Here is a 26611-nt window from a genome sequence, read left to right as displayed (position 1 = left end):
GCGCGCCGCAAAAAAAAACGGGGCCCGAGGGCCCCGTTTTCCTGCAGAAGCGGCTTACGCCAGCTTCTTGTAACGCACGCGGTGCGGCTGCGAGGCAGCGTCGCCCAGGCGTTTCTTGCGATCGGCTTCGAACTCGGTGTAGTTACCTTCGAAGAAGACCACCTTGCCGTCGTCCTCGTAAGAGAGGATGTGGGTCGCGATGCGGTCCAGGAACCAGCGATCGTGGGAGATCACGATGGCGGCGCCGGGGAAGTCCAGCAGCGCTTCTTCCAGCGCACGCAGGGTTTCCACGTCGAGGTCGTTGGACGGTTCGTCGAGCAGCAGCACGTTGCCGCCCTGCTTCAGGGTCAGGGCCAGGTGCAGACGGCCACGCTCACCACCGGAGAGGTCCTTGACGAACTTCTGCTGGTCGCCGCCCTTGAAGTTGAAGCGACCGACGTAGCTGCGCGACGGGACTTCGTAGTTGCCGATCCTGATCTGCTCGAAGCCGTCGGACACCTGCTCCCACACGGTCTTGTTGCCATCGAGGATTTCGCGGCTCTGGTCGACGCTGGCGATCTGCACGGTTTCGCCGATCTCGATGCTGCCCGAGTCCGGTTGCTCCTTGCCGGTCAGCATGCGGAACAGGGTCGATTTGCCCGCGCCGTTGCCACCGATCACGCCGACGATGGCGCCCTTGGGAATGCTCAGCGACAGATCGTCGATCAGCTGGCGATCGCCATAGCCCTTGCTGACGTTGTGCAGCTCGATGACCTTGTCGCCCAGGCGCGGACCTGCCGGGATGTAGATTTCGTTGGTCTCGCTGCGCTTCTGGAATTCCTGCGATTGCATTTCCTCGAAGCGTTGCAGACGGGCCTTGGACTTCGACTGGCGAGCCTTGGCGCCTTGGCGAACCCATTCCAGTTCGGCCTTCATGGCCTTGGCGTGGGAGGCTTCCTGCTTGGCTTCCTGGGCCAGGCGGTTGGCCTTGGATTCCAGCCAGCCGGAGTAGTTGCCTTCGAAGGGGATGCCCTGGCCACGGTCCAGCTCGAGAATCCAGCCGGCGACGTTGTCGAGGAAGTAACGGTCGTGGGTGATCGCTACCACGGTGCCCGGGAAGTCGTGGAGGAAGTGTTCCAGCCAGGCGACGGAGTCGGCGTCCAGGTGGTTGGTCGGTTCGTCCAGCAGCAGCATGTCCGGGGCGGACAGCAGCAGGCGGCACAGGGCGACACGGCGCTTCTCACCACCGGAAAGGTGTTCGATCTTGGCGTCCCACGGTGGCAGGCGCAGGGCGTCGGCGGCGACTTCCAGCTGGCGCTCCAGGTTGTGGCCGTCGGAAGCCTGGAGGATGGCCTCCAGCTTGGCCTGCTCGGCGGCCAGGGCGTCGAAGTCGGCGTCCGGCTCGGCGTAGGCGGCGTAGACCTCGTCCAGGCGGGCCTGGGCGGCCTTGATCTGGCCGACAGCTTCTTCGACGATCTCGCGAACGGTGGCCTGCGGGTCGAGCTTGGGCTCCTGCGGCAGGTAGCCGACGTTGATGCCCGGCATCGGGCGGGCTTCACCTTCGATCTCGGTGTCGACGCCGGCCATGATGCGCAGCAGGGTGGATTTACCCGCGCCGTTCAGGCCGAGCACGCCGATCTTGGCGCCGGGGAAGAACGACAGGGAGATGTTCTTGAGGATTTCACGCTTGGGCGGCACGACCTTGCCGACCCGGTGCATGGTGTAGACGTATTGAGCCATGGATACCTGACTTCTGGGATGAATTGTGATCGGGATGGCCGGAACGGACGACGGCAGGTTCCGGGACGCCGGCTCACTGGCCGGAGCGGCAGCGCTCGAACGCTCGCGAGCGGACTGCCGGCGGGCGCGAACGGCCGATGGACGGCCCTTCGCGCGGGACTCTGCGGGGATGTACTTTATGCGTCGAACTTTTCGCTGCACATCACGCGCGCGTGCGGCAAAGCTACCGGAATGAACCGGGAAGGGCAAACGACGCTCGTCGGCCATACTGGCACTTCGCCGCCTTTCCGGGCATCCTAGCCTGCGCCGAATTCAGCCGTATCGCCCCAGGTCCTTAAGTCCTTGTCTATTTTCCCCCGTACACCTCCGGACGCCCTGGCCAGGCCTGGCCGCGTGGCGACCCGGACCGCGCTGGTGCTGCTGGTGCTGTTCATGCTCGGCTTGCTGGGCTGGCAGCTGCATCAGGAGTTCCGTAGCCAGGAGCGCTTCGAGCGCGAGCGGGTGGTGCTGCACGGCGAACAGATGGCCCAGCGGATCTCCCTGACCCTGGAGCTCAAGGCCGTGGCGGCCCAGGCCCTGCTGCAGCAGGAGCAGGACCGCGACCCCGGCGACGTCCACGCGCCGCTGATCGCTGGCCTGACACACATCTACCCGTCCTTCCACAGCCTGGTCCGGCTGAACGCCAGCGGCGTGCCCGTGCATGACTCCGCCAGCGGCATCAAGGACACCGCGTTCATCGAGGCCCTGCGCCAGCGCAGCACGCAGCAGACCTATCACTACGCCTTCAGCGAGGAAAACGGCGGCCACTTCTATGTCTGGCTGAAGGCCACCGAGGCGGGCGAAGGCGACAGCGTTATCCGCCTTGACGAAAAGGCTGCCCGACGTGGCTGGGCGGCGCAGATCCGCCCCGAATCACCGGACTGGATTCTGGTCGATGACGTCCAGCAGAAGGTCCTCGGCCGTTCCAGCGGCTTCCGCCCCGGCCCGCTGTCCGCCGCCTCGCCGCTGGAACAGGCGCAGAGCCTGGACGGCCTGGACATCCAGAACACCGACTGGCAGTTGCACCCGCAATTCGACGACCGGCAGATCCGCGCCACCCTGCTGCCGCGCCTGGCCGGCGAGCTGGCTCTGCTGCTGGTACTGGCGGGCGTTGCAGGCGCCGCCCTGCTGCGCCTGCAGCGCGAACAGCAGAACCTGCGGGCACTGACCGTGGAGTCGCAGCAGAGTCTGCGCCAGGCCGCGCAGGCTCTCGGCGCGATCGACGAGCGGGTGCTTGTGACCCGCGCCGACGGGCGCCTCGCCTACCTCAATCCACAGGCCGAGCAGCTGTTCGGCATCAGCGCCGACAAGGCCGGCGAGCATCACCTGCTGGAGCTGCTGCCCGGCCTGGGCAGCCTGCTGCATGGCGGCGATGCCGCGGCGGAGAACGGCTCCGAACTGGTGCGCGTCAACGATACCGGCCAGGCCCGGCTGTTCGCCGTCAGCCACCATTCCCTGGACGACAGCCCGCTGTCGCCGGAGCAGACCTGGGTGCTGCGCGGCAACCTGCCCCAGGGCGGGCAGGTCTGGGTACTGCGCGACGTCACCGAGGAACAGCAGGCGCTGCACATCCTCGAAGAGACCCGCCGGCGCTACCAGGACATCTTCGACGGCGTCGGCGTCGCCCTCTGCGTGCTCGACCTTTCCGCGCTGCGCCAGAGCCTGGTGGACCTCAACCTGCGCCGACAGAGCGACCTGCGCGAGTGGATCGCCTCGCAGCCCGAGCGCCTGCCCTGGCTGCTGCGCCAGGTACGCATCACCGAGATCAACAACGTCGCCAAGCGCCTGATGGGCGTGAGCACCACCGAACAGGCCTGGCAGGTTCTCGTCGGCGGCGCCGGCATGCGTCCGGACGGCGTGCGCAGCAAGGTCCTCGAAGCCGTGCTGCACGGCCACGGCATGGTCGAGCTGGAAGCCTGCATCCATACCCGCCAGGGCGAGCAACGCCATCTGTGGCTGCAGTTGCGCGTGCCGGAGATGATCCAGGACTTCCACGCCGTCACCCTGAGCCTGTCGGACATCACCAGCCGCAAGCAGGTCGAGCTGTCGCTGATCGAGCGCGAGAAGTTCTGGTCCGACGCGGTGCGCGCGGTGCCCGACACCCTCTACATCCACGACATCGCCGCGCGCCGGGTCATTTTCAGCAACCACAACCTCGGCCACCAGCTCGGCTACGACAACGACGAGCTGCGCGAGATGGGCGAACGCTTCTGGGAGAAGGTGCTGCACCCGGACGACGTCGAATACTATTGGCGCGTGCGCAACCTGCAGCAGGTGGTAGGCGACGGCCTGCTGCTGGACAGCCAGTTGCGCTGGCGCCACCGCGACGGCAGCTGGCACTGGTTCGACATCCGCGAGCAGGCCTTCACCCGCGACGCCTCCGGCCGCGTGGCGCGGCTGATCGGCGTGGCCAAGGACATCACCGACACGGTCGAGGCGTACAACTCCCTGCGCGAGAGCGGCCGCCGTTACCGCATGCTCGCCGAGAGCATCAGCGACGTGATCCTCTCCACCGACGCCCAGGTCAAGCTCAACTACCTCAGCCCGTCTATCCACCAGGTGCTCGGCTACAGCCCCGAGTGGGTGCTGTCCAACGGCTTCCAGCAGGTGGCCGCCAACCCGGCTCAGCTGGAGCGCCTGGATGAACTGCTGAACCGCGTGCAGGGCGCCATCGGCGAGCCCAAGCGCCTGGCCGAGCTGCGTGAAAGTGCCGAACCTCAGCTGTTCAGCCTCGACTGCCTGCACGCCGACGGCCACAAGATTCCCGTGGAGCTGCGCATTGCCCTGATGTGGGACGACCACGGCCGCTTCGAAGGCCTGCTCGGCGTCGCCCGCGACGTGAGCCAGCAGCGCCGCGCCGAGCGCGAGATGCGCATGGCGGCGACGGTATTCGAGCACTCCACGGCGGCGATCATGGTCACCGACCCAGCCGGCTACATCGTGCAGATCAACGACTCCTTCAGCCGCCTCACCGGCTACTCCGCCGAGGAGGTGCTGGACCAGCTGCCGCGCCTGCTCACCGCCGACCGCCAGGAAGCCAACCAGCTCAAGCACGTGATGGAAAGCCTGCTCAAGAGCGGCAGCTGGGAAGGCGAGATCCTGCAGAAGCGCAAGAACGGCGAGCTGTACCCCAGCTGGGTCGGCATCACCGCGGTGCATGACGAGGACGGCGACCTGGTCAGCTTCGTCTGCTTCTTCAGCGACATCAGCGAGCGCAAGGCCAGCGAGCGTCGCATCCATCGCCTGGCCTACTACGACGCCCTGACCCACCTGCCCAACCGCACGCTGTTCCAGGACCGCCTGCACACCGCCCTTTTGCAGGCCGAACGGCACCAGCAGTGGGTGGTGCTGATGTTCCTCGACCTCGACCGCTTCAAGCCGATCAACGACTCCCTCGGTCATGCCGCAGGCGACCGCATGCTCAAGGAAGTGGCAGAGCGCCTGAGCCTTTGCGTCAGCGACGACGACACCGTGGCGCGCATGGGCGGTGACGAGTTCACCCTGCTGCTGCCCGGCCAGAAGGACCGCGAGAAGGCGCTGCGCCAGGCGATCCAGGTCGCCGAGCAGATTCTCTCCAGCCTCGCCCGCCCCTTCACCCTGGAAGGCCGCGAGTTCTTCGTCACCGCCAGCATCGGCGTTGCGCTCTCGCCGCAGGACGGCGCCGAGCTCAGCCAACTGATGAAGAACGCCGACACGGCGATGTACCACGCCAAGGAAATGGGCAAGAACAACTTCCAGTTCTACCAGGCCGAGATGAACGCCCGCGCGCTGGAGCGCCTGGAGCTGGAAAGCGACCTGCGCCGCGCCATCGAGCTGCACGAATTCGTCCTGCACTACCAGCCGCAGTTCACCGGCGACGGCCGCCGCCTGACCGGCGCCGAGGCGCTGCTGCGCTGGCAGCACCCCAAGCGCGGGCTGATCCCGCCGGCGGAGTTCATCCCGGTGCTGGAAGAACTCGGCCTGGTCGCCCAGGTCGGCGACTGGCTGCTGGAGCAGGCCTGCCTGCAACTGCGCGCCTGGCACCGGGACAAGGTGCGGGTGCCGAAGATTTCCGTGAACCTCTCGGCCCGGCAGTTCGCCGACGGCCAGCTGGGCGAACGCATCGCCGGCATCCTTGAGGACACCGGGATCGCCCCGGCGTGCCTGGAGCTGGAACTGACCGAAAGCATTCTGATGAGCGACGTCTCCCAGGCGATGCAGATACTCCAGGGCCTGAAGCGCCTGGGCCTGGCGATTGCGGTGGACGACTTCGGCACCGGCTATTCCTCGCTCAACTACCTGAAGCAGTTCCCCATCGACGTGCTGAAGATCGACCGCAGCTTCGTCGACGGCCTGCCCCACGGCGAGCAGGACGCGCAGATCGCCCGCGCCATCATTGCCATGGCCCACAGCCTGAACCTGATGGTGATCGCCGAGGGCGTGGAGAGCCACGAGCAGCTCGAGTTCCTGCGCGAACACGGCTGTGACGAGGTACAAGGCTTCCTCTTCGGCCGCCCGGTGCCGGCCAACCAGTTCGCCGCGCTGTTCGCCAGCAACGCGCTGTTCCTGCTGGGCTGAACGCACAGCGGCGCAGGAGAGCGCCTTTGCAGGATGGGTGGAGCGCAGCGATACCCATGCTGTCGCGATGTCGGATCGATGGGTATCGCTTCGCTCCACGCCATCCTACGTCGAGTTTCTCCTGCACCTTCGGCAAGTGGCTCGTCACGCCATTTCGGCCACTCGCCCGCGCGCGATCCGGGCCTTGAACCCCGCTTGTCAGCCACATGACCGCCTTTCATGTGCCAGCACCGGCGCCTTGGGTTAGAATGCGCGCCTTTCCCCAGCACCCGATCCTTAAGAGGACCGCCATGTTCAGCCGTGATTTGACCCTCGCCCGCTACGATGCCGAACTCTTCGCCGCGATGGAGCAGGAAGCCCAGCGCCAGGAAGAGCACATCGAGCTCATCGCCTCCGAGAACTACACCAGCCCGGCGGTGATGGAAGCCCAGGGTTCGGTGCTGACCAACAAATACGCCGAAGGCTACCCGGGCAAGCGCTACTACGGCGGTTGCGAGTACGTCGATGTCGTCGAGCAGCTGGCCATCGACCGCGCCAAGGAACTGTTCGGCGCCGACTACGCCAACGTCCAGCCGCACGCCGGCTCCCAGGCCAACGCCGCCGTTTACCTGGCCCTGCTGTCGGCCGGTGACACCATCCTGGGCATGAGCCTGGCCCACGGCGGTCACCTGACCCACGGCGCCAGCGTTTCCTCCTCCGGCAAGCTGTACAACGCCGTTCAGTACGGCATCACCGACGCCGGCCTGATCGACTACGACGAAGTCGAGCGCCTGGCCGTCGAGCACAAGCCGAAGATGATCGTCGCCGGCTTCTCCGCCTACTCCCAGGTCCTGGATTTCGCCCGCTTCCGCGCAATCGCGGACAAGGTCGGTGCCTACCTGTTCGTCGACATGGCCCACGTGGCCGGTCTGGTCGCCGCTGGCGTCTACCCGAACCCGGTGCCGTTCGCCGACGTGGTCACCACCACCACCCACAAGACCCTGCGCGGCCCGCGCGGCGGCCTGATCCTCGCTCGCAAGAACGAAGAGATCGAGAAGAAGCTGAACTCCGCTGTCTTCCCGGGTGCCCAGGGTGGCCCGCTGGAGCACGTGATCGCCGCCAAGGCCGTGTGCTTCAAGGAAGCCCTGCAGCCCGAGTTCAAGGCCTACCAGCAGCAGGTCCTGAAGAACGCCCAGACCATGGCCAGCGTATTCATCGAGCGCGGCTTCGACGTGGTTTCCGGCGGTACCCAGAACCACCTGTTCCTGCTGTCCCTGATCAAGCAGGACATCACCGGCAAGGACGCCGACGCCGCCCTGGGTCGTGCCTTCATCACCGTGAACAAGAACAGCGTGCCGAACGACCCGCGTTCCCCGTTCGTCACCTCCGGCCTGCGCATCGGCACCCCGGCCGTGACCACTCGCGGCTTCAAGGAAGCCGAGTGCCGCGAGCTGGCTGGCTGGATCTGCGACATCCTGACCAACATGGGCGACGAGTCCGTGGTGGACGGCGTGCGCGAGAAGGTCAAGGCCATCTGCGCCAAGTTCCCGGTTTACGGCGCCTAAGCCCAGCCCGCGAACCGCGAAACGAAAAAGCCCGGCAGATGCCGGGCTTTTTCATGTCTGTCATTCGCAGAGTCCTGACCTGTGGGGCGCGTATCGCGCCAGCGTTATCCGCCGTCGGGTCATCGGCGGATAACCTGTCCCAGGTTATTCGCCCTACGCAGTGCCACCTTATTCAAACCCCTATAAAGAAGCTACGGCTGCCCGCCGGACTTCTGCTCCGGCTGCACCGGCACATCGCGCAGCTCGTTGAGCCGACGCACCAGCGTCTGCGCCTCCTCCGGGCTGGCGAAGCCCTTGAGCAGCACCTGCCCGTCGGTCACCACCCGCGTCACTCTGGGCAGCAGGCGTAGCTGTCCGTCGATGACCACCGCCAGGGCGTTGCCCTGCTCTTCCCGGGTCAGTTTCGCCAGGCGCTGGCTGGCTTCGGGAGTGAACAGCACGCGCACGGCCGGCGCGCCATCGGCCACGCTGGCCAGTTCGGCCCGCTGCACGTCGCGCTGGGTCAGGGCGGGATGAGTGGTCACCAGCACGGCCTTGCCCTGCGGGTCGGCCAGGGTGCGGGTGCTGGCCGTGGGCTTCTCGGCCACGGCATGGACATCGAACGTATGCTGCGGGGCCGACGGCGGCGCACCGGCACACGCACCCAGCAAAGAGGCGCCCAACAATGAGGCAAGGAGGATCGGAATAGAGCGTTTCATCGACGGAGAATCGGACAGGATGGCCCGGTCAGGCCAGGGTTATTGCCAAGGTCATGAACAGTCAGACCACCCACAGCGCACAAGTTGCACTCCCTTGGTCGGCGCTCGCGTCTAAGCTTGCAGACGAACGGATGCTGGCGGTCCGGTCAGAAATTCTCCGGCGCAGGACGAGCTGGTATCATGCGCGCCTTTTGCCGGTCACAAGAAAAGGCGCACGGCCCACCTGGGCATGCACCTTGCTTTTCCCGGCCAGAACGATAACGGCGCGAGAGCGTCACGGGGAGCCAAACATGCTGGAAAAGCTGTTCCAACTCAAGGCGCACAACACCACTGTGCGCACCGAGATCCTGGCGGGTATCACTACCTTCCTGACCATGGCCTACATCCTTTTCGTCAACCCGAGCATTCTCGGCGAGACGGGCATGGATAAGGGCGCGATCTTCGTGGCGACCTGCCTGGCCGCGGCCATCGGCTCGGCGGTGATGGGCCTGATCGCCAACTACCCGATCGCCCTGGCTCCCGGCATGGGCCTGAACGCCTTCTTCACCTACACCGTGGTCCTGCACATGGGCCACACCTGGCAGGTGGCCCTCGGCGCGGTGTTCCTCTCCGCGTGCATGTTCTTCATCATTTCGATCTTCCGCATCCGCGAGTGGATCATCAACAGCATCCCGCTGGCGCTGCGCTCGGCCATCGCTGCCGGCATCGGCCTGTTCCTTGCGCTGATCGCGCTGAAGGAGTCGGGCATCGTCGTCGCCAACCAGGCCACCCTGGTGGGCATGGGTGACCTGGCCAAGCCCGCGCCGCTGCTGGCGATCCTCGGCTTCATCCTGATCGTCGCCCTGGAAGCCCGTCGCGTGACCGGCGCGGTGATGATCGGCATCCTGGTGGTGACCTTCATCTCCATCGCCATCGGCGTCTCCCAGTTCGGTGGTGTGGTGTCGATGCCGCCGTCGCTGGCGCCGACCTTCCTGCAGCTGGATATCAAGGGCGCGCTGGACATCGGCCTGTTCAGCGTGATCTTCGCCTTCCTCTTCGTCGACCTGTTCGACAACTCCGGCACCCTGATCGGCGTCGCCAAGCGCGCCGGCCTGATGGGCAAGGACGGGCACATGCCGAAGATGGGCCGCGCCCTGATCGCCGACAGCTCCGCCGCCATGGTCGGTTCGCTGCTGGGCACCTCCACCACCACCAGCTACATCGAGTCGGCGGCTGGCGTTTCCGCTGGTGGCCGCACCGGCCTGACCGCCATCGTGGTCGCCGTGCTGTTCCTGCTGGCGCTGTTCTTCGCCCCGCTGGCCGGTAACGTGCCGGCCTTCGCCACTGCACCGGCGCTGTTCTTCGTCGCCGTGCTGATGGCTTCGGGCCTCGCCGAGATCGACTGGGACGACCTGACCGTCGCCGCCCCGGTGGTAGTGACCGCACTGGCCATGCCGCTGACCTTCTCCATCGCCAACGGCATCGCCTTCGGCTTCATCACCTGGACCGCCTGCAAGCTGCTGTCCGGCCGCTTCCGCGAGCTGAACCCGGCGCTGGTGATCCTGTCGATCCTGTTCGTGATCAAGCTGGGCTGGTTCAACGCCTGATCTGATTCTCCCGGCATGGGTATCGCTGCGCTCCACCCATCCTACAAGTGACACTGATGTAGGATGGTGTGGAGCGAAGCGATACCCATCAAATGCCGCCGCCTCCACACGAGTTACCCGCCCCATGAGCAGTCCGCGTTTCGATCCCTCCCAATACGACAGCCAACTGGCCAAAAAGGCCGCGCGCCTGCGCGAGCTGCTGGCGCCCTTCGCCGCGCCAGAGCCGGAGGTGTTCGATTCGCCCCGCGAGCATTACCGCCTGCGCGCCGAATTCCGCCTGTGGCGCGAGGGCGAAGCCCGCCACTACGCGATGTTCGAGCAGGGCGACAAGCACACGCCGATCCTCATCGAAGAATTCCCCATCGCCAGCCAGCGCATCAACGAACTGATGCCGCGCCTGAAGGCCGCCTGGGCCGAGCCGACGCTGGGCCACAAGCTGTTCCAGGTGGAGTTCCTCACCACCCTGGCCGGCGACGCAATGATCACTCTCTGCTACCACCGCCCGGTGGACGCCATCTGGCAGGCTGCCGCCGAGAAGCTGGCCAGTGAGCTGGGCGTGAGCATCGTCGGCCGCTCCCGTGGCAAGCGCCTGGTCGTCGGCCGTGACTACGTCAGCGAAGAACTGACCGTCGCCGGCCGTACCTTCCGCTACCGCCAGCCGGAGGGCGCCTTCACCCAGCCCAACGGCGAGGTCTGCCAGAAGATGCTCAACTGGGCGTACGAAGCCCTGGGCCAGCGCGAGGACGACCTGCTGGAGCTCTACTGCGGCAACGGCAACTTCACCCTGCCGCTGGCCACCCGCGTGCGCAAGGTGCTGGCCACCGAGATCAGCAAGACCTCGGTGAACGCCGCGCTGGCGAACCTGGCCGACAACGCCGTGGACAACGTCACCCTGGTGCGCCTCTCCGCCGAGGAGCTGACCCAGGCGCTGAATGACGTGCGCCCGTTCCGCCGCCTGGCCGACGTCGACCTGAAGTCCTACGCGTTCGGCAGCGTGTTCGTCGACCCGCCGCGTGCCGGCATGGACCCGGACACCTGCGAGCTGACCCGCCGCTTCGACAACATCCTGTACATCTCCTGCAACCCGGAGACCCTGGCGCAGAACATCGCCCAGCTGCACGACACCCACCAGGTGAGCCGCTGCGCGCTGTTCGACCAGTTCCCCTATACGCACCACATGGAAGCCGGCGTCCTGCTGACCCGCCGCTGAGCCTGCTTCGCCGCCGCCCAACCAAGGGTTGGGCGGCGAGCCAGCGCCAGGCGGCTACGCTTGCGGGACAATGACAAGAGGCACGTCCATGTCCCGCCTGATCCTTCCCCTGTTCTGCCTGCTGCTGGCCGCCTGCGCCGGCACCGACCCCGCCAACATCAGCGTCTCCCCCGCCGCCAACGGCCGGCAAAGCACCTTCTTCATCCAGGCCGTGCGCGCACAGGGTCACCGCGAGGACCTGGAAGATCGCTTCGATCTCGCCGTGCGCCGCGCGCTGGAAGCCAAGGGCTACCGCTATCAGGACAATTCAGGGGAGCTGCGGGTGATCTATGCCGTCGGACTGGATAGCCAGACCGGCATCGTCCAGCGCCCGGTGGTGACCGGCGCGGGGGTGATGACCCAGACGCAGATCACCGACCAGGAGCAGGCGCGCCTGGCGCTGCAGATTCTCGACGAGGCGAGCGGACAGGTGCTCTATCAGGCGCAGGTGGCGCGCCAGCTGCACGATCCGAAGATCACCCAGCAGGCCGTGGACGAAGGCATCGCCCGCCTGCTCAGGGACTTCCCCGCGCAGGCGGGGAACTGAGGATCAGCTGTAGTTCGACGGCGACTTGCGCACGAACTTGATGCTGTACTTGAAGTCGGCCTTGCGCGTGACGCTGATGGCGCGACGGGTGACGGTGTCGATGGTGATGTTCCAGTTGCCGGTGCTGGGCACCTTGATCTTGGCCGGGAACCGGTCGAACGCGCCGCCGTGGTAGACGTGGCGCCCGCCATTCTTGAAGCTGCGGAAGGCGGCATCGGTCATCAGGCGGATGTTGCAGGTCATGGAGCACTCGATGACGACCAGGTCGCCTTCGTTCAGGTGCTCACGTTGATGTACGAACTTCATGCTGGCTCCGCCTTGCTTCTACCGCGAAATCAATACGATAGCACGGAGCGGGGGTAACCCGGCAGCGCTGCCGCCGGCAGGCCGCGCCGCCTATCCGAAGCTCACAGTCCTTCGAAGTCCGCCTTGCGCTCCTCCGGCTCTTCCGGTTCGCGCACCACCACGGCGCGATGGCGCGACTGCCGCTCCAGCCAGTAGAGGGCGAAGATCGCCAGCGCCGAGATCACCCCGCGGTAGACCACGCCGGCCAGTTGCGCATCCCACTCCATGCCGCCTTCGGTCCAGGCGATCAGCAGGCGCGACAGCGTCAGGGTCAACTGCACCAGGATCACCAGGATCAGCGCCGGCCGCACCAGCAGGCGCCGACGCAGGGCAAAGACGAGGAACAGCGCGAGGGCGAACTGGTGACCGCCATAGAAGACGCGGGCGTCGCTCACCGACGACGGTTCCATCAGCAGCATGCCGCTGAGGTTGGCCATCTCATAGGGGCGAATCCAGTAGAGCAGTCCCAGGCCACCCCAGACCAGAGCCTGGACCAGCAGGACGAGACGGGCGAAGAGCATCCGATTTCTCCTTGGCCATGCAGCCATTGCCGAGCGTCCAGACCTGCGACCGGGAGTCGCGGACGCACCACCGATCAGCTAGAGACCCCGCACGGCGCGGCAAGTTCGGGCCAGCGCGTCATATGGGGAAACAAACACCGGGTGGGGGCTGAAGACGCTCGGGAGTATGCTCGGTCGCGTTCGTATTTCGAGGTTCCAACCATGCGCACCCTGCTTCTGCTCACCGCCCTTGTCGCCGGCGCCGCCCAGGCCGCCGAGCCGCTGACCATCGACGTGCACCGCGATGCCAACTGCAGCTGCTGCAAGGACTGGATCAAGCACCTGGAAAGCAACGGCTTCACCGTCAACGACCACGTCGAGGCGGACATGAGTGCAGTGAAGACCAGACTCGGCGTGCCTTACAGCATGGGCTCGTGCCACACCGGCGTGATCGACGGCAAGTTTGTCGAGGGCCACGTACCGGCGGCCGACGTGCTCAAGCTGCGCGAGCGGGCCGATCTGGTCGGCGCCGCCGTGCCGGGCATGCCGATGGGCTCGCCGGGCATGGAGATGGGCGACCGGCATGACGCCTACCAGGTGGTCGGGTTGAACAAGGCCGGCCAGCGCGAGGTGCTGGCGGACTACCCCGCTCACTGACCTGACACCGAGGCACTCCCTCACCCCTGAACGCTTGTGGAGGTGGGATGGGGCTTCCGACGCGCGGGGCACTCTCCAGGTTCCCGCGCGACATGGCTCCGCGAGCAGGATGGGGTGAGGGACTCCACAACGAGAAAGGCGGCCATCTGGCCGCCTTTTTCGTTCTCCGGTTCCTGTCACTCGCCCTTGGCCGGCAACAGGCCGTCGGCGCGGAACATCGCCTTGATCCCGCGCACGGCCTGGCGCAGGCGGTCGCGGTTCTCGATCAGGGCGAAGCGCACGTGGTCGTCGCCGTAGTCGCCGAAGCCGATGCCCGGCGACACCGAGACCTTGGCGTCCTTGAGCAGCTTCTTGGCGAACTCCAGCGAACCCAGGTGCGCATAGGCCGGCGGGATCTTCGCCCAGATGTACATCGACGCCTTGGGGTTCTCCACCATCCAGCCGGCCTCGTGGAGGCCCTTCACCAGCACGTCGCGGCGCTTCTGATACTGGTCGGCGATATCGCGCACGCACTGCTGATCACCTTCCAGCGCGGCGATGGCCGCCACCTGCAGCGGGGTGAAGGTGCCGTAGTCGTGGTAGCTCTTGATCCGCGCCAGGGCCGAGACCAACTCCGGGTTGCCGACCATGAAGCCGATACGCCAGCCGGCCATGTTGTAGCTCTTGGACAGGGTGAAGAACTCCACCGCGATGTCCTTGGCGCCCGGCACCTGCATGATCGACGGGGCTTTCCAGCCATCGAAGGTGATGTCCGCGTAGGCCAGGTCGTGCACCACCAGCACGTCATAGCGCTTGGCGAGGTCGACCACGCGCTCGAAGAAGTCCAGCTCCACGCACTGCGCAGTGGGGTTGGAGGGGAAGCCGAGGATCATCATCTTCGGCTTTGGGATCGATTCGCGGATCGCCCGCTCCAGCTCGTTGAAGAAGTCGATCCCCGGCACCAGCGGCACCGAGCGCACCTGGGCGCCGGCGATCACCGCGCCATAGATGTGGATCGGGTAGCTGGGGTTGGGCACCAGGATGGTGTCGCCGTGGTCCAGGGTGGCCAGCATCAGGTGCGCCAGGCCTTCCTTGGAGCCGATGGTGACGATGGCCTCGGATTCCGGGTCGATCTCGACCTCGTAGCGGTCGCGGTACCAGTGCGAGATGGCGCGGCGCAGGCGCGGGATGCCACGGGACGTGGAGTAGCCGTGGGTGTCTTCGCGCTGGGCGACCTGGCAGAGCTTCTCGACGATGTGCGGCGGCGTGGCCCCGTCCGGGTTGCCCATGGACAGGTCGATGATGTCCTCGCCACGGCGGCGGGCGGCCATCTTCAGCTCGGCGGTAATGTTGAAAACGTAGGGGGGCAGGCGATCGATGCGCGCAAAGCGACGAGCTGAACGGGGTTCAGTCATGGTGTCCTCTGATGAACGTAGGCGCCCGGAACCGTCCGAGCGACGCCGGCCACTGCGGTGGCCTGGAAAGCACGGTGCTGTGACCTGCGCTTTCTTGTCGGCGAACATATAGCTCGCTAGGCTGGCTGTCGAGTTTTTCTTTGCGCCGCTCAAGGGCGGCATCTGGAGGCCCATGTCCGCGCAACAGTACTGGCAGCTCGACGTCTTCGCCGACCAACCGCTCACCGGCAATGGCCTGGCGGTATTCCCCGACGCCCGTGGCATTCCCGCCCAGACCCTGCTGGCGCTGACCCAGGAGCTGCGCCAGTTCGAGTCGATCTTCCTGTTCCCGTCCGCCTCGCTGGACACCTACTCGGCGCGCATCTTCACCGTCGACGAGGAACTGCCCTTCGCCGGCCACCCGGTGCTGGGCGCGGCTGCGCTGCTGCACGACCTGCACCAGCGCGGCGAGGAAGAACACTGGACGCTGGAGCTGCCAGCCAAGCAGGTGAAGGTCGCCACGCGCCGTCGCGGCGCCGGCTTCCACGCCGAGATGAACCAGGGCGCCGCCGACTTCGGCAGCGTGCTCGACGATGACGCGCGCCGCTGGTTCGCCGAGGCCTTCTCGCTGAGTGCCAGCGATCTCGCCGACTACCCCGCCGCCGTGGTCAGCACCGGCCTGCCCTACCTGCTGCTGCCGGTACGCAGCGAGGCCCTGGGCCGCGTGCGCCAGCGCACGGATCTGGCAGCCGAGCTGGCCAAACTCAACGCCGCCTTCGTTTTCGTGCTGGATGTGGATAATCGCGAGGGCCGCACCTGGGATGGCGCCGGGGTCATCGAGGACGTCGCCACCGGCAGCGCCGCCGGCCCCGTTGCCGCCTACCTGGTGGAACTGGGCAAGGCCCGCCGCGGCGAGCTGTTCCAGCTGGCCCAGGGCCGCTTCGTCGGCCGCCCCAGTCGGCTCGACGTGCAGGTCGGCCAGGATGATGAGGTCCGCGTCGGCGGCGACGTGCAACTGCTCGCCCGCGCCGAGCTGCTGCACCGTTTCGCCTGACGACCGGGCTGGCGGCCAGCCCCACCCGCGACAACACTGAACCCACCTGTTCGATGGAGATGCCGCCATGCAATGGCGCAAAGGACGACGCAGCGACAACGTAGTGGATGCCCGCGATGACAGCGGCGGTGGTGGCATGGGCGGTGGCGGTGGCGGAGGCATGCGCATCGGCGGTCGCGGCCTGAGCCTGGGCGGCGTGGCCATCGTGGTGGTGATCGGCCTGCTCTCCGGGCAGGACCCGATGACCATCCTCGGCTCGCTGCTCGGCCAGATGGACGTCTCCCAGCAGCAGGCGCCGGCGCGGCCGACGCAAGGCAAGCCGGCCACCGGCAACGATCCACAGGTGGACTTCGTCCGCTCGATTCTCGGCGATACCGAGGACACCTGGGGTGAGATCTTCTCCCGCAGCAACCAGCAGTACGAACAGCCCAAGCTGATCCTGTTCAACGGCGGGGTGAACTCGGCGTGCGGCTTCGCCTCCTCGGCGGTCGGGCCGTTCTACTGCCCGGGCGACCACCGCGTGTACCTCGACCTCGGTTTCTTCCGCGAGATGGAACAGAAGTTCTCCGCCGCCGGCGACTTCGCCCAGGCCTACGTGATCGCCCACGAGGTCGGCCACCACGTGCAGAACCTGCTGGGCATCTCCGCGAAGATCAACGCCGCCCGCCAGCGCGGCGCGCGCATGGAAGGCGCCAACGGGCTTTCGGTGCGCCAGGAACTGCAGGCCGACTGCTTTGCCGGTGTCTGGGCCAATCACGCCCAGCAGCGCCTGAACTGGCTGGAGCCGGGCGACGTGGAAGAGGCGCTGAACGCCGCCAACGCCATCGGCGACGACCACCTGCAGCGCCAGGCGCGCGGCACGGTGATGCCCGATTCCTTCACCCACGGTTCGTCCGCGCAGCGCGTGCGCTGGTTCAAGATCGGCTTCGAGAGCGGTGCGCCGGGCAAGTGCGATACCTTCAAGGCACAGACGCTGTAACGCCGTTATCGGGCTCGCCCGTTGCACGGTCCTACAGATAACGGCTGAGCAGGTCGAGGAAGTACAGCGGGTCCAGCGGCTTGACCATGAAATCCAGCACGTTCAGCCGCATCGCCTCGATTACGTCGCGAGCATCGGCCTGGCCGGACAGGACGATGATCGGCAGGAAGGTGCCGACCTCGTTCAGTTCGCGGATCAGGTCCAGCCCCGCGCCCTGGTGCTCCATGCGCAGGTCGGTCACCAGCAGGTCGATGTCCGACTCGTCGCGACGGATGCGCCGCAGCGCTTCGACGGCGCTGCCGGCGGTCAGGCAGCGCAGGTTTGCCCCCTCGATCAGTTCGCGCAGCTCGGCCAGCACTTCAAGGTCGTCATCGACCACCAGCACCAGCGGCTTGCGCGGCGCCCGCGCGGTCACTTCGCGCAGCGCTTCGAGCTCCTCCTCGTCGAGGACCACAGGATTGACCATGAACGCCACACCGCAAGTAGAGGCTCGTTGACATCATTCTAGATGGCGATTGGCCTTTATTCCTGCAGTCCCGCACTCACCCTGCAGATAAAAAAGGGCCGCAACGAGTGCGGCCCTGGAAATACGCCGGCAGTACCGGCGTCGTGGGATATCAGCCCGCCTTGGCCAGGCCGGCCTGATCGAGGCGCTCGGCAATCTCGCCGAGGATCGCCGGGTCGTCGATGGTGGAAGGCGGCGCATAGCTCTCGCCGTCGGCGATCTTGCGCAGCACCGCGCGCAGGATCTTGCCCGAGCGGGTCTTGGGCAGGCGCTTGACCACCACCGCGCGCTGGAAGCAGGCCAGCGCGCCGATGCGCTCGCGCACCAGCGCCACCAGCTCGCGCTGCAGGTTGGCCTCGGTCGCCTGCGCGCCGTCCTTGAGCACCACCAGCCCCAGCGGCACATGCCCCTTGAGGTCATCCTGCACGGCGATCACCGCGCACTCGGCGACGGCCTCGTGCAGCGCCAGCAGCTCCTCCATCTCGCCGGTGGATAGACGGTGGCCGGAGACGTTAATCACGTCGTCGGTGCGGCCCATGATGTAGACGAAGCCCTCCTCGTCCACATAGCCGCCGTCGCCAGTGTGGTAGTAGCCGGGATAGGTCTTCAGGTACGCCTGCAGGTAGCGCGGATGATCGCTCCACAGTGTCTGCGCGCAGCCGGGCGGAAGCGGCAGGGCAATGACGATGGAGCCCTGCTCGTTCGCCCCGAGCAGCCGACCCTCGTCGTCCACCACCTGCACGTGGTAACCGGGCACCGCACGGTTGGTGGAGCCGGCGCGCAGGTCGTGGTCGCCCAGGCCGGTGCAGGGCGCGGTCACCGGCCAGCCGGTCTCGGTCTGCCACCAGTGGTCGTGCACCGGCTTGCCGGTGAGTTCCTCCAGCCAGTGCTGGGTGCTGCTGTCGAGCTTCTCGCCGGCGAGGAACAGGTGGCGCAGCGAGCTCAGGTCGTAACGTTTGAGCAGGTCGCCCTGGGGGTCTTCCTTGCGGATCGCGCGGATTGCCGTGGGCGCGCAGAACAGGCTGTTGACCTTGTGCTCCTCGATCACCCGCCAGTAGCTGCCCGCATCAGGGGTGCGCACCGGCTTGCCTTCGTAGAACACCGTGGTGCAGCCATTCATCAGCGGTCCGTAGACGATCAGCGAGTGGCCGACCACCCAGCCGACGTCGGAGACGCCCCACCAGACATCCCCCGGCTGCAGGCCGAAGATGGTCGGCAGTGCATAGCTCAGCGCTACCGCGTGGCCGCCGTTGTCGCGCACGATGCCCTTGGGTTTCCCGGTGGTGCCGGAGGTGTACATGATGTACAGCGGGTCGCCACTGGCGACTTCCACCGGGTCGGCCGGTTGCGCGTGGGCCAGGGTTTCGCGCCAGTCGAGGTCGCGGCCGGCCTTGAGCTCCGCCATCGCCTGCGGGCGTTGCAGCACCAGCACATGGGCCGGCTTGTGGCTGGCCAGCTCCAGGGCCTTGTCCACCAGCGGCTTGTATTCGATCACCCGCTCGAACTCCAGGCCGCAGGAGGCGGTGAGCACCAGCTTGGGTCTGGCGTCGTCAATGCGCAGCGCCAGTTCGTGGGGCGCAAAACCACCGAAAACCACCGAGTGCACCGCGCCGAGCCGGGCACAGGCGAGCATGGCCATGGCCGCCTGGGGCACCATCGGCATGTAGATGATCACCCCGTCGCCCTTCTCCACCCCCAGCGCGCGCAGGGCGCCAGCCAGGCGCGCGACTTCATCGCGCAGCTCCAGGTAGCTGAAGCGCTGCTGGGTATTGGTCACGGGGGAGTCGTAGATCAGCGCGGCCTGGTTGCCGCGGCCCAGCTCGATCTGCCGGTCGAGGGCGAGGTAGCAGGTGTTCAGGCGGCCATCGGCGAACCAGCGGTGGCTGCCGTCGGGCAGGGCCTGCAGGGTGTCCTGCGGCGCGCGGTACCAGGCCACGCGGCCGGCCTGTTCGGCCCAGAAGGCGGAAGGCTCCGCGATGGAGCGGTCATGGGACTGCCGGTAACTCATCGTCACTGCCTCTTATTGTTGTTATCGAGGTCGAACAACGAGTATGGACGGGGATCGCCACCCCACCATCAACCTTTGGTCGTAGTCCTGCCGCCCGCCCCGCAAGCGGGCCGGCAGTAATGCTTTGCAGGATTTTTCAGCGAAGCGGCACGACGGCGGATGGAGCGCTCTGGCACGGGAGCTGGAGAGTTTTCCGGCGGCGCCGCCACCGCATGTCGGCGACCACAGGTCGCACCTGCTACCGCCATGTGACAGGACTACACTGAGAGTCCCTTTTCACCTGACAGCACAGGGGTGAGCACCGTGAACATCCTCGTCCGTCCGTCCCGCTTGCGCAAAGACCAACCGTGGGAAGTCTGTCTCGACCAGCAGGCCGTGGGCTTCCGCAGCGAGCTCGAGGCGCGCAGTTTCGTCGCGACCCTCGAAGCCCGCCTGAAGGCCCCGCACCGGCTACCCGAACTGGTGCAACGCGCCGCCAGCTGATCAGGCCGCGCGTTCGCTGATCTGCCCGCTCAGCCAGCCGAGCACCGCGGCCACCAAGCCGCAGACGGTGATGACCACTGCCATCGGCAGTGCCGAGCCGTCGTGCAAAGCACCGACCAGCGCCGAAGCGCAGGCGGCGACGGTGAACTGCAGGCTGCCCATCAGCGCCGAGGCGCTGCCCGCGTGCCGACCCTGGCTGGCCATGGCGCAGGCCGAGGAGTTGGGCAGCAGGAAGCCCAGGCTGGCGATGGCGCCGAACAACGGTACCAGCAGCGGCCACAGGTGCTCGGGCTTGGCCAGGGTGATCGCCAGCAGCGCCACGCCGCAGCCGAAGTACACCCACACCGCCCGGCGCAGCCAGAACCCCGGCCCGCGATAGCGCAGCAGCCGCGCGTTGACCTGCGCCATCAGGATGAAGCCCGCCGCATTGCTGCCGAATATCCAGCCGTAGTGCTCGGCCGGCACGCCGTAGAGTTCGATGAAGACGAAGGGCGAGCCAGCGATGTAGGAGAACATCCCGGCGATGGCCACGCCGCCGGTAAGCGCATAGGTGATGAAGGAGCGGTCGCGGAACAGCGCGCGGTACTGCTTCAGTGCTCCGCGCAACGGCGGGCGAGGTCCGCTCGGGATGGTCTCGGGCAGCCACAGGGCGATGGCGCCGCCGGCCAGGGCGCTGAACAGCGTCAGGCAATAGAAGATCGACTGCCAGCCGGACAGGCTCAGCAGCAACCCGCCACCCAGCGGCGCGAGGATCGGCGCCAGGCCCATCACCAGCATCAGCTGCGAGAAAGCCTTGGCGGCGGCGATCGGGTCGCACAGGTCACGCACCACCGCCCGCGAGATCACCATCCCCGCGCAGCCACCCAGGGCCTGGACGAAGCGCGCGCCGATCAGCCATTCCAGGTTCGGCGCGAAGGCGCAGGCGAGCGACGCCAGGGTGAAGATGCTCACCCCCAGCAGCAAGGGGATGCGCCGGCCGATGCGGTCGGCCAGCGGGCCGTAGAGCAGTTGGCCGATGGCGAGGCCGGCGAAGTAGGCCGACAGGCTCAGCTGGATGTGCTCGACGTCGGTGCCGAAGGCCTGCGCCAGCGCCGGGAAGCTGGGCAGGTAGAAGTCGATGGCCATGGGCCCGAAGGCGCTGAGGGCGCCGAGGATCAGCAGGATGCGGAGGTTCATGGATCACCTGGTCACACGCGTCCACCGAAGGGCGGCAGAGACCGCAGGCAGGCAGGTGTGGCTAACGGATTGGCGCGCAGGGAAGGCGCGGCGAAGCCTTGCATTGTGGCGAGCGCCGGAAAATTAGCAAGCTCCCTAAGCAACTCCCCAGGCAACTCCCGAAACAATGGGAGAAGCGGGTCCGGCCACACCGGCCGGGCCCGCTTTCGCATCAGGCTTCGTGCGCGCCCTCTGGCTCGGGCTTGGCCTTGGCCTTGCGGCCGCCGACCTTGTCCGCGGCCGACTCCACCAGCATGTAGAACATCGGGATGAGGAAGGTCGCCAGCAGGGTCGCGGCGAGCATCCCGCCGATCACCCCGGTGCCGATGGAATGGCGACTCGCGGAACCGGCGCCAGTGCTGATGGCCAGCGGCACGCAACCCAGGATGAAGGCCAGTGAGGTCATCACGATGGGGCGGAAGCGCAGCTTGGCCGCCTCCAGCGCCGCTTCGACCGGGCCCATACCCTGCTCCTCGCGGCACAGCACGGCGAACTCGATGATCAGGATGGCGTTTTTCGCCGCCAGGCCGATCAGGGTCACCAGGCCGACCTGGAAGTACACGTCGTTATCCAGCCCACGCAGCCAGATCGCCAGGATCGCACCGAACACCGCGAAGGGCACCGCAGTGACCACCGCCAGCGGCAGGGTCCAGCGTTCGTACTGGGCGGCGAGGATGAGGAACACCAGGATCAGGCCGAAGATGAACGCGGTGCTGCCCGAACCCTGGGTCGCCAGTTCCTGGTAGGCCGAGCCGATCCAGGCCAGCGAGTAGTCCTCACCCAGCACCTGGTCGGCCACTTCCTGCATGGCCGCCAGCGCCTGGCCGGAGCTGTAGCCGGGCGCCGGGCCGCCGAGCAGCTTGGCCGCCGGGAACACGTTGAAGCGCGCGTAGGAGTCCGGGCCGAGGATGCGCTTGACCGAGACCAGCGTGGTCAGCGGCACCAGATCGCCGGTGGACGAGCGGACGAAGACCTGGCTGAGGTCGTCCGGCTTGCGGCGGAACTCCGGCTCCGACTCCAGGGAGACCTGCCAGGTCCGCCCGTAGAGGGTGAAGTCGTTGACGTAGTAGCTGCCGAAGGTGGACTGCATGGCCGTGAACACGTCGTCGATGGCCACACCCAGGGAACGCGCCTTGGTACGGTCCAGGTCGACGTAGTACTGCGGCACGTTGGCGTTGAAGGTGGTGTTCAGCCCCGCCAGTTCAGGGCGCTTGCCGGCCGCTGCAAGGAACTTGGTGGTGATCTCCTCGAGCTGCTCGGAGGTGCCGCCGCTGCGGTCCTGGATGTAGGCCTCGAAGCCGCCGGTGGTACTCATGCCGGTGATCGGCGGCGGGTTGAAGGACATCACCACACCGTCTTCCTGGCCCGCCCCCATCTTCATGAACTCGCGGGTCAGGTTGCGTGCGTCCAGCTCGGGCGTGTTGCGCTCCTTCCAGTCCTTCAGGGTGACGAAGGACACCCCGGCGTTGCTGCGGGTGCCGAAGGTGAGGATGTCGAAACCGGCAAAGGTCACCACGTCGGCCACGGCCGGATGCTTCATCAGTTCCTGGGTCACGTCGCCGGTGAGCTTCTCGGTACGGCTCAGCGAAGCCGCCGGTGGCAGGAAGTAGGCGTTGAGCACGTAACCCTGGTCTTCGTCAGGCACCAGCGAGCCGGGCACCCGACCGAACAGGATGACCAGCAGCGCGATCATGCCGCCGAACAGTATCAGGCCGAGAGCTGCCCGCTTGAGGAAGAACTGCACCCCGGCGCCGTAGCCGTTGGTGATGCGTTCGAAGGCGTTGTTGAACCAGCGGAACGGCGCAGCCGGCTCTTTGTGCTCGGGCTTGAGGATCAGCGCGCAGAGCGCAGGAGAGAGCGTCAGCGCGACGATGCCGGAGATCACCACCGACACGGCGATGGTGATCGCGAACTGCTTGTACATCTGGCCCGCCAGACCGCCGAGGAAGCCGACCGGGATGAATACCGCGCAGAGCACCAGCACGATGGCGATGATCGGCCCGGTCACTTCCTCCATGGCCTTGATCGCCGCCTCTTTCGGGCTGAGCTTCTCGGTGCGCATTACCCGCTCGACGTTCTCCAGTACCACGATGGCGTCGTCCACCACGATGCCGATCGCCAGCACCATGCCGAACAGCGACAACAGGTTGATGGAGAAGCCCATCAGGTACATGCCGGCGAAGGTGCCGACCAGCGACACCGGGATCGCCAGCACCGGGATCAGCGTGGCGCGGATGTTCTGCAGGAAGATGAACACCACCACCATCACCAGGATCAGCGCCTCGATGAAGGTATGGATCACCTCCTCGATGGACACCTTCACGAAGGTAGTGGTGTCGTAGGGAATCTTGAAGGCGATGCCCTGCGGGAAACGCTTGGCCAGCGCTTCCATGTGCGTACGCACGGCCTCGGCGGTGTCCAGGGCGTTGGCGCCCGGTTGCAGGTAGATACCGAAGGCAGCGTTCTGCTGGCCGTTGAGCGAGGTAACCAGGGAGTAGTCCTGCGCGCCCAGCTCGACCCGCGCCACGTCCTTGAGCAGCAGGCTGGCGCCAGTGGAATCACTGCGCAGGATGACGTTCTCGAACTCCTTCGGATCGGTGAAGCGACCCTGCGCGGTGGCCATGTAGGTGAAGTCCTGCGGCTCCTTCATCGGCTGCTGGCCGAAGCTGCCGGCGGCGAACTGCGAGTTCTGCTCGCGCACCGCGTTCACCACGTCGGTGGGCGTAAGGTTGTACTGCGCCAGCTTGTCCGGCCGCAGCCAGATGCGCATCGAATAGTCCTTGGAACCGAACTGGCTGACGTCGCCGACACCGGGAATCCGCTTGAGGTCGTCGATCACGTTGATCAGCGCGTAGTTGCTGATGAAGATCGGGTCGCGGGAGTTGTCCGGCGAAAACAGCGTCACCACCTGCAGGATGTCGGAGGATTTCTTCTCCACCTTCACGCCCTGCCGGCGCACTTCCTCGGGCAGCTTGGCGAGCGCCGCCTGCACCTTGTTGTTGACGTCGATGGTGGCCTGGTCGGGGTCGGTGCCGACCTCGAAGTACACGGTCAGGCTCATGGCGCCGCTGGCGTCGGAGTTGGACAGCTGGTAGATCATGCCCTCCACGCCGTTGATTTCCTGCTCCAGCGGAGCGGCCACGGTTTCGGCGATGACCTGGGAGCTGGCGCCCGGGTAGGAGGCCGTCACGGAGACTTCCGGCGGCACGATTTCCGGGTACTGGGCGATGGGCAGCGCGCGCATGGCCACCAGGCCCGCGAGCAGGATCACGATGGAAATCACCATCGCGAACACCGGACGTTCGATGAAGAAGCGCGAAATCACGATGGGCGCTCCTTAGGACTGGGACGAAGCGGTATTGGCGGCAGATTCCTGCGCGCCACCTTCCACGGCCTTGACCGGCTGGTCGGGGCGTACCTTGAGCAGCCCGTCGACTATCACCCGATCACCGTCATCCACACCGGCATCGATGATCCAGCGGCCATCCACGGTCTTGGTCGTGGTCACCTGGCGCACGCGGGCGAAACCGTCCTTGTCCACCACGTAGACGAAGGTGCCGCGCGGCCCCTGGGCCAGCGCGCGCTCGGGCAGGGTCACGGCGTTGCTCTGGGTGATGCCGGTGATCAGGATGCGCACGAACTGGCCGGGGATCAGCAGGTTGTGCGGGTTGGGCACCACGGCGCGGGCGTTCACCGTGCCAGTGCCGGTATTGACGAAGCTGTCGGTGAAGTCGACGACGCCTTCGATGGGGTACTTGCTGCCGTCGCCGAAGCGCAGCTCGGCGGTCAGCTTGCCGTCCTTGGGCAGGAGGTAGCGGCCGCTCTTCACGCCATCGTTCATCTGTGTCGCCTGGGTGTCGGGGTAGGCGAAGTTGACGTACACCGGGTCGAGCTGGGTGAGCTTGGTCAGCAGGCTGGAGTTCGGGTCGCTGGCCACCACCAGGCTGCCTTCGGAGCGCACTTCCTTGCTCGCCATGCCGGAAATCGGCGCGGTGACCGTGGTGTAGTTGAGGTCGATCTGCTTGGCCTGGACGTTGGCGCGGGCGGCCTCGACGTCGGCCTTGGCCTGTTCGAAATCGGAGGTGTAGCGGTCCAGCTCGCTTTCGCTGGCGAAGCCCTTGGCCTGCAGCTCGCGGATCCGCTTGAGGTCACGCTCGGTCTGCCGGTAGCGCGCCTGGGTCTGTGCCAGCGACCCCTTGGCCTGGCCCAGCGCGGCCTGGTAGGGGCGCGGGTCGATGCGGAACAGCACCTGGCCTTCCTTCACCGGCCGGCCTTCCTCGTAGGTGCGGCGCTGCAGGATGCCGCTGACCTGGGCGCGCACTTCCACTTCGCGATAGCCGGCGGTCCGCGCGGCGTACTCGAAGGTCAGCGGCACCGGAGCACTCTTGGCCACTTCGACCGTCACTGCCGGGGGCGGGGGCGCTGCCGCAGCCGGTTTGTCCTCGGCCTGGGCCCAGGCAGCGAACAGGACTGGCAACCCAACGACAGCAAGCGCGACGGGCAAACGACGGGCAAACGGCATGTAACCTCTCCATGGAAATGACTGACGGCGGAACCCCAAAAAGACGACGACTGCGTGACTTTTACCTACGCCAGTGTCTGTAAAGCACTGTTAGCGCAATAAAATCAGTAAACTGCCTGTCACCCAGTGATCCTAGCCTGTATACCACCAAGCGCCATGCGAAGAACTAAAGAAGATTCGGAACGAACCCGTCAGACGATTCTCGACTCGGCTGAAGGCCTTTTCTTTGCGAAAGGCGTCTCAAATACCAGCCTGGAAGAGATCGCGCGCGCCGCTGGCGTCACCCGCGGGGCGGTGTACTGGCACTTCCAGAACAAGGCGCACCTGTTCAACGACATGCTCAACCAGGTCCGCCTGCCGCCTGAGCAACTGGCGCAGCGGCTGTCCGGGTGCGACGGTCACGACCCGATCGAATCGCTGTTCCAACTCAGCGTGGAAGTGGTCGAGAACCTCGCCCGCGACGAGCAGCGCCGACGCATCCTCACCATCCTCCTGCAGCGCTGCGAGTTCACCGATGAGCTGCGCGATGCCGAGGAACGTCACAACCAGTTCGTCCGGCAGTTCATCGAGCTTTGCGAGCAGCTGTTCAGCCGCGAGGACTGCCGCACGCGGCTGATGCCCGGCGTGACGCCCAAGATTGCCTCGCGCGCGGTGCACGCGATGATCTTCGGCCTGCTCAGCGACTGGCTGCGCGACCCGGCCCTGTTCGACCCGCTGCAGGAAACCCGCGAACTGTTCGACGCCGTGTTCCGTGGCCTGGTGCGCGACTGGCACCCGGCACAGGCGTAAGGGCCGGCAGAACGCCGGCCCGGAAGGGATGAAACCTCAGGCCGCCTCGGCCTCGTAGCCTTCCTCGCGGATCGCCGCGAGGATCGCGGGTTCGTCCAGCCGGCTGGCAACGCGGACTTCACCGGCGCCCAGGTCGACCTGCACGTCCGCTGCGGCGTCCAGCGCCTGTACCGCCTGGGTGATGGCCCGCACGCAGTGGCCGCAGCTCATGCCTTTGACATTGAAGGTGTGCATGGAATGTC

The 26611-nt window shown here is 66.5% G+C and carries 20 protein-coding genes and 1 pseudogene; 10 read left to right on the top strand and 11 right to left on the bottom strand.

The window, feature by feature from the left end:
* Positions 1-54: 54 nt before the first annotated feature.
* A complete protein-coding gene (gene ettA / locus IB273_RS17450) occupies positions 55-1719 on the bottom strand; it encodes an energy-dependent translational throttle protein EttA (protein ID WP_192224641.1) in 1665 nt (554 codons plus the stop codon).
* 432 nt (positions 1720-2151) lie between these two features.
* On the opposite strand from ettA, the gene IB273_RS17445 reads away from it, so the two are divergent.
* Positions 2152-6315 carry an EAL domain-containing protein gene (locus tag IB273_RS17445; RefSeq protein WP_225610234.1) on the top strand — a complete coding sequence of 1388 codons (4164 nt, stop codon included), beginning with the start codon at positions 2152-2154 and terminating at the stop codon, positions 6313-6315.
* A gap of 290 nt (positions 6316-6605) precedes the next feature.
* Entirely contained in the window at positions 6606-7859 is a 1254-nt protein-coding gene (glyA, locus tag IB273_RS17440; RefSeq protein WP_024763060.1) for a serine hydroxymethyltransferase, read from the top strand.
* A gap of 191 nt (positions 7860-8050) precedes the next feature.
* Here glyA and IB273_RS17435 read toward each other — a convergent pair whose 3' ends face one another.
* A complete protein-coding gene (locus IB273_RS17435; protein WP_318652487.1) occupies positions 8051-8446 on the bottom strand; it encodes a SecDF P1 head subdomain-containing protein in 396 nt (131 codons plus the stop codon).
* A gap of 401 nt (positions 8447-8847) precedes the next feature.
* Here IB273_RS17435 and IB273_RS17430 point away from each other — a divergent pair, with 401 nt between their 5' ends.
* The 3 genes from IB273_RS17430 (at position 8848) to IB273_RS17420 (ending at position 11939) form a co-directional block, all read left to right on the top strand.
* Positions 8848-10143 (top strand): NCS2 family permease, encoded by a 1296-nt coding sequence (locus IB273_RS17430; RefSeq protein WP_081517309.1) that lies wholly within the window; start codon positions 8848-8850, stop codon positions 10141-10143.
* A 124-nt stretch (positions 10144-10267) separates the two neighbouring features.
* On the top strand, positions 10268-11353 hold the full coding sequence (trmA, locus tag IB273_RS17425) for a tRNA (uridine(54)-C5)-methyltransferase TrmA (protein WP_192224639.1): 1086 nt from the start codon (positions 10268-10270) through the stop codon (positions 11351-11353).
* A gap of 88 nt (positions 11354-11441) precedes the next feature.
* The gene (locus IB273_RS17420; protein ID WP_192224638.1) at positions 11442-11939 is read left to right on the top strand and encodes a DUF4136 domain-containing protein; all 498 of its coding nucleotides are present in this window, start codon (positions 11442-11444) and stop codon (positions 11937-11939) included.
* A 3-nt stretch (positions 11940-11942) separates the two neighbouring features.
* Here IB273_RS17420 and IB273_RS17415 read toward each other — a convergent pair whose 3' ends face one another.
* Positions 11943-12245 carry a DUF1883 domain-containing protein gene (locus tag IB273_RS17415; RefSeq protein WP_017521653.1) on the bottom strand — a complete coding sequence of 101 codons (303 nt, stop codon included), beginning with the start codon at positions 12243-12245 and terminating at the stop codon, positions 11943-11945.
* A 101-nt stretch (positions 12246-12346) separates the two neighbouring features.
* Entirely contained in the window at positions 12347-12805 is a 459-nt protein-coding gene (locus IB273_RS17410) for a DUF4345 family protein (RefSeq protein ID WP_081517307.1), read from the bottom strand.
* Positions 12806-12989: 184 nt separating this feature from the next.
* Between IB273_RS17410 and IB273_RS17405 the strand changes: the two are divergent.
* A pseudogene (locus IB273_RS17405) lies at positions 12990-13441 on the top strand (DUF411 domain-containing protein).
* 176 nt (positions 13442-13617) lie between these two features.
* Here IB273_RS17405 and alaC read toward each other — a convergent pair.
* Positions 13618-14835, bottom strand: coding sequence for an alanine transaminase (gene alaC, locus IB273_RS17400; RefSeq protein ID WP_081517305.1), 1218 nt, complete (start codon positions 14833-14835; stop codon positions 13618-13620).
* A gap of 172 nt (positions 14836-15007) precedes the next feature.
* Between alaC and IB273_RS17395 the strand changes: the two genes are divergently transcribed.
* Both IB273_RS17395 and IB273_RS17390 read left to right on the top strand, forming a co-directional pair.
* A complete protein-coding gene (locus IB273_RS17395; protein ID WP_192224637.1) occupies positions 15008-15868 on the top strand; it encodes a PhzF family phenazine biosynthesis protein in 861 nt (286 codons plus the stop codon).
* A 67-nt stretch (positions 15869-15935) separates the two neighbouring features.
* Positions 15936-16847 carry a neutral zinc metallopeptidase gene (locus IB273_RS17390; protein WP_192224636.1) on the top strand — a complete coding sequence of 304 codons (912 nt, stop codon included), beginning with the start codon at positions 15936-15938 and terminating at the stop codon, positions 16845-16847.
* 31 nt (positions 16848-16878) lie between these two features.
* On the opposite strand, the gene IB273_RS17385 is transcribed toward IB273_RS17390, so the two are convergent.
* Together IB273_RS17385 and IB273_RS17380 are read right to left on the bottom strand one after the other, a co-directional pair.
* On the bottom strand, positions 16879-17313 hold the full coding sequence (locus IB273_RS17385; RefSeq protein WP_081517302.1) for a response regulator: 435 nt from the start codon (positions 17311-17313) through the stop codon (positions 16879-16881).
* Positions 17314-17464: 151 nt separating this feature from the next.
* Positions 17465-19360 (bottom strand): propionyl-CoA synthetase, encoded by a 1896-nt coding sequence (locus IB273_RS17380; RefSeq protein WP_192224635.1) that lies wholly within the window; start codon positions 19358-19360, stop codon positions 17465-17467.
* 303 nt (positions 19361-19663) lie between these two features.
* Here IB273_RS17380 and IB273_RS17375 point away from each other — a divergent pair, with 303 nt between their 5' ends.
* A complete protein-coding gene (locus IB273_RS17375) occupies positions 19664-19843 on the top strand; it encodes a hypothetical protein (protein ID WP_045217315.1) in 180 nt (59 codons plus the stop codon).
* On the opposite strand, the gene IB273_RS17370 is transcribed toward IB273_RS17375, so the two are convergent.
* From IB273_RS17370 to IB273_RS17360, 3 genes are all read right to left on the bottom strand, one after another.
* Positions 19844-21019, bottom strand: a complete 1176-nt coding sequence (locus IB273_RS17370) for a multidrug effflux MFS transporter (RefSeq protein WP_081517300.1) — start codon at positions 21017-21019, stop codon at positions 19844-19846.
* A gap of 211 nt (positions 21020-21230) precedes the next feature.
* Positions 21231-24383, bottom strand: a complete 3153-nt coding sequence (locus IB273_RS17365; RefSeq protein ID WP_081517299.1) for an efflux RND transporter permease subunit — start codon at positions 24381-24383, stop codon at positions 21231-21233.
* A gap of 12 nt (positions 24384-24395) precedes the next feature.
* Complete coding sequence (locus IB273_RS17360) at positions 24396-25580, bottom strand: efflux RND transporter periplasmic adaptor subunit (RefSeq protein ID WP_081517298.1); 1185 nt, start codon at positions 25578-25580, stop codon at positions 24396-24398.
* Positions 25581-25736: 156 nt separating this feature from the next.
* Between IB273_RS17360 and IB273_RS17355 the strand changes: the two genes are divergently transcribed.
* Positions 25737-26369 carry a TetR family transcriptional regulator gene (locus tag IB273_RS17355; RefSeq protein WP_081517297.1) on the top strand — a complete coding sequence of 211 codons (633 nt, stop codon included), beginning with the start codon at positions 25737-25739 and terminating at the stop codon, positions 26367-26369.
* Positions 26370-26405: 36 nt separating this feature from the next.
* Here the strand turns inward: IB273_RS17355 and IB273_RS17350 are convergent, their stop codons facing one another.
* Positions 26406-26603: a heavy-metal-associated domain-containing protein gene (locus IB273_RS17350; RefSeq protein ID WP_081517296.1), complete on the bottom strand. Its 198-nt coding sequence runs from the start codon at positions 26601-26603 to the stop codon at positions 26406-26408.
* Between the last annotated feature and the right edge of the window lie 8 nt (positions 26604-26611).

Source organism: Pseudomonas sp. PDM19 (genome assembly GCF_014852215.1).
Lineage (GTDB): Bacteria > Pseudomonadota > Gammaproteobacteria > Pseudomonadales > Pseudomonadaceae > Pseudomonas.
Note: the sequence above shows the minus strand (reverse complement) of the source record. Positions and strands in the feature narration are given on the sequence as shown.

What these genes read in the sequence shown, in the direction of transcription:
- ettA (WP_192224641.1), bottom strand. Translation starts at nt 1,719, where the DNA reads ATGGCTCAATACGTCTACACCATGCACCGGGTCGGCAAGGTCGTGCCG.
- IB273_RS17445 (WP_225610234.1), top strand. Translation starts at nt 2,152, where the DNA reads ATGCTCGGCTTGCTGGGCTGGCAGCTGCATCAGGAGTTCCGTAGCCAG.
- glyA (WP_024763060.1), top strand. Translation starts at nt 6,606, where the DNA reads ATGTTCAGCCGTGATTTGACCCTCGCCCGCTACGATGCCGAACTCTTC.
- IB273_RS17430 (WP_081517309.1), top strand. Translation starts at nt 8,848, where the DNA reads ATGCTGGAAAAGCTGTTCCAACTCAAGGCGCACAACACCACTGTGCGC.
- trmA (WP_192224639.1), top strand. Translation starts at nt 10,268, where the DNA reads ATGAGCAGTCCGCGTTTCGATCCCTCCCAATACGACAGCCAACTGGCC.
- IB273_RS17420 (WP_192224638.1), top strand. Translation starts at nt 11,442, where the DNA reads ATGTCCCGCCTGATCCTTCCCCTGTTCTGCCTGCTGCTGGCCGCCTGC.
- IB273_RS17415 (WP_017521653.1), bottom strand. Translation starts at nt 12,245, where the DNA reads ATGAAGTTCGTACATCAACGTGAGCACCTGAACGAAGGCGACCTGGTC.
- IB273_RS17410 (WP_081517307.1), bottom strand. Translation starts at nt 12,805, where the DNA reads ATGCTCTTCGCCCGTCTCGTCCTGCTGGTCCAGGCTCTGGTCTGGGGT.
- alaC (WP_081517305.1), bottom strand. Translation starts at nt 14,835, where the DNA reads ATGACTGAACCCCGTTCAGCTCGTCGCTTTGCGCGCATCGATCGCCTG.
- IB273_RS17395 (WP_192224637.1), top strand. Translation starts at nt 15,008, where the DNA reads ATGTCCGCGCAACAGTACTGGCAGCTCGACGTCTTCGCCGACCAACCG.
- IB273_RS17390 (WP_192224636.1), top strand. Translation starts at nt 15,936, where the DNA reads ATGCAATGGCGCAAAGGACGACGCAGCGACAACGTAGTGGATGCCCGC.
- IB273_RS17385 (WP_081517302.1), bottom strand. Translation starts at nt 17,313, where the DNA reads ATGGTCAATCCTGTGGTCCTCGACGAGGAGGAGCTCGAAGCGCTGCGC.
- IB273_RS17380 (WP_192224635.1), bottom strand. Translation starts at nt 19,360, where the DNA reads ATGAGTTACCGGCAGTCCCATGACCGCTCCATCGCGGAGCCTTCCGCC.
- IB273_RS17370 (WP_081517300.1), bottom strand. Translation starts at nt 21,019, where the DNA reads ATGAACCTCCGCATCCTGCTGATCCTCGGCGCCCTCAGCGCCTTCGGG.
- IB273_RS17360 (WP_081517298.1), bottom strand. Translation starts at nt 25,580, where the DNA reads ATGCCGTTTGCCCGTCGTTTGCCCGTCGCGCTTGCTGTCGTTGGGTTG.
- IB273_RS17355 (WP_081517297.1), top strand. Translation starts at nt 25,737, where the DNA reads ATGCGAAGAACTAAAGAAGATTCGGAACGAACCCGTCAGACGATTCTC.
- IB273_RS17350 (WP_081517296.1), bottom strand. Translation starts at nt 26,603, where the DNA reads ATGCACACCTTCAATGTCAAAGGCATGAGCTGCGGCCACTGCGTGCGG.